The sequence below is a fragment of the Actinosynnema sp. genome (genome assembly GCF_052038725.1).
In genome coordinates this window covers 1-2,388 of sequence record NZ_JBQGCX010000527.1, presented here as the reverse complement: position 1 = coordinate 2,388, position 2,388 = coordinate 1, and the positions used below count along the sequence as shown (strand labels likewise).

Annotated in this window: 2 protein-coding genes and 1 pseudogene; 1 reads left to right on the top strand and 2 read right to left on the bottom strand. The window is 72.0% G+C overall.

Features of this window, described 5'->3' with window-relative positions; genetic code table 11:
* Window positions 1–168 precede the first annotated feature (168 nt).
* Window positions 169–561 (top strand): annotated as a pseudogene (gene mscL / locus ACTUAL_RS10610) (large conductance mechanosensitive channel protein MscL); the annotation flags it as partial.
* A gap of 946 nt (window positions 562–1,507) precedes the next feature.
* On the opposite strand, the gene ACTUAL_RS10605 reads toward mscL, so the two are convergent.
* Entirely contained in the window at window positions 1,508–1,681 is a 174-nt protein-coding gene (locus ACTUAL_RS10605) for a hypothetical protein (RefSeq protein WP_177154488.1), read from the bottom strand.
* Window positions 1,678–2,178: a MogA/MoaB family molybdenum cofactor biosynthesis protein gene (locus ACTUAL_RS10600; RefSeq protein WP_012783247.1), complete on the bottom strand. Its 501-nt coding sequence runs from the start codon at window positions 2,176–2,178 to the stop codon at window positions 1,678–1,680. The genes ACTUAL_RS10605 and ACTUAL_RS10600 overlap by 4 nt, the downstream gene beginning before the upstream one ends.
* Between the last annotated feature and the right edge of the window lie 210 nt (window positions 2,179–2,388).

Here is a 2,388-nt window from a genome sequence, read left to right as displayed (position 1 = left end):
GCGCGGGCGGTCCGCGGTCGCGCGGGCGGTCCGCGGTCGCGCGGGTGGTCCGCGGTCGCGCGGGCGGTCGGGTGGTCGCGCGGGCGGGTGGGTCCGGGTGGGTGTGGCGATCAAGGAGTGCGGTTACCCTCCGCTGGCTCTGAGACTTCCCGAGGAGGAGAAGCGGCAGTGATCAAGGGTTTCAAGGACTTCCTGATGCGCGGCAACGTCATCGACCTGGCGGTTGCCGTGGTCATCGGCGCCGCGTTCGGTGCGATCGTCACCGCGTTCACCAACAACCTGATCAACCCGCTGGTCGCGCTGGTCGGCGGCATGGAGAACCCCGTCGGGTTCGCCGTCCAGCTCGGCGCCAGCCCGAAGACGACGATGGACTTCGGCGCGCTGGTCACCGCGGTGATGAACTTCGTGATCATCGCGGCGGTCGTCTACTTCGTGTTCGTGATGCCCATGAACAAGATCAAGGAGAGGAGGGAGCGCGGTCAGGAGGTGGGCCCGTCGGAACCGACCGACGTCGAGCTGCTGAAGGAGATCCGCGACCTGCTGGTGGCCCAGGCGAACCAGGGCAATCTGGGTAACCAGGGCAACCAGGGCGCCCAGCGGACCTCGGCCCAGTCCGGCCCCCATTCCACCCCGCAGCAGTACGCGAACCAGCCGGGCACCGGCCCCAGGCCCGCCCAGCCGCCGCGCCCGAACACCCAGCAGCACCCCCGAGGCTGACGACCACCGGACCGCTTGGCGGCTGGTCGCCCCACCCCGCGAACCGCGGTGCGGCGACGAGGGTCACGCGGCGGCGGTAGCCGACCAGCGGCCGGGCTCGTTCAGTGGCGACAGCCGAACAGGGCAAAGCCTGCTCGGCAGCGGTGGCTGAACAGCGGCAAGACCCGCTCGGTGGCGACAACCGAACAGGGCAAGACCCGCTCAGCAGCGACAGCCGAACAGCGGCAAGGCCGCTCGGCGCGGTGGTGGACCGGTGGCGGTGGTGGACCGGTGGCGTGGTTGGCCAGCGGCGGTGCTGGTTCGGGAGTCGCGCTGGTTCGCCGGTGGTGGTTGTTCTGCGGTGGCGGCTGTCCTGCGGTGGGGACGGCCGTGCCGTGGAACCGGGCGGGTGCGGTGCGACTGCACCGGAGTGGTGACTGGAGTGGCGGCACTTGTGAGGGGGGTGCTGGCCCGCGCTGGTTGCTGGGCCGCGTGTGGCTGCGCCGGTTGCCGGTTCACCGGCTGCTGCGCCGGTTGCCGGGCCGCGTGGCTGTGCTGCGGCTGTGGCTGTGCTGCGGCTGCGCGGAACGGTGCGCTGCGGTGGTGCGTGCCTTCGACCTGCGGGCGTTCGGTGAACGCCCGCAGTCGAAGGCTGGTGGGCGGGTGGGGCTGGCTGGTCCGGGGCTCCGGCTTGGTCGGCCGGGGGCTCGGGGTGGTGCGGGTTGGGTCAGTCGGGGGCGGTCCGGGGCGGCTGGGGCCTGGGGCAGCCCAGGCTTGGGCCAGTCAGGGCTTGGGTCAGCCGGGGCTTGGGTCAGCCGCCGTGGTGCGGGGGGCGGTTCTCCTCGTACCAGCTGTCCGGTCTTCCCTGCGCCCTCGGTTCGTCCGGGGTTTCCGGGAGGACGTCGCCGAAGACCTCGGCCAGCCTCCTTCGCCTGGCCTCGGCCTCGGCCGGGGTCAGGGGGGTGGGCTGGTCCGGGGTGCTCATGCCTCGTCCAGGCCCGAGATCTGCTCGATGACGTACGGCACCAGCGACGACAGGGTCGCCATGCCGTCGCGGACCGCCGAGCGGGAGCCCGCCAGGTTCACGACCAGGGTGCTGCCGGAGATCCCGACCAGGCCCCTGGAGATGCCCGCGTCCACCGCGCCCGCCGCGAGGCCCGACGCGCGGAGCGCCTCGGCGATGCCCGCGATCGGGCGGTCCAGCACACCCTGGGTGGCGTCCGGGGTCACGTCCCTGGGGGACACGCCCGTGCCTCCCACGGTGACCACCAGGTCGACGCCACCGATGACCGCCGTGTTCAGCGCGGCGCGGATGTCGACCACCTCGCCCTCCACCGCGACTGTGCCGTCGACGATGAACCCCGCCTCTTCCAGCAGCTCGGTGACCAGGGGGCCCGTGCTGTCCTCGTGCTCACCGTGTGCCACCCGGTCGTCCACGATCACGACCAGGGCGCGTCCCAGGCGCTGCGCGCTGCGTTCCATGCGAGTCACCGTAACCAATGGGGAATCCGGAGGTGCGATGACACCTTGCTGTCCGTGGCGGACCAGCTCGCGGTGATCACTGGATCGGGCTACCCGGAGGTGTGCGCTCTGCTCGGACATCGACCGTCCCGTGGTGATGGTGATGGGGCTGGTGCTGCGGTGGGGGTCCGGCTGACGTGAGCCGGGAAGTGGACGAGGCCGCGCTCCTGC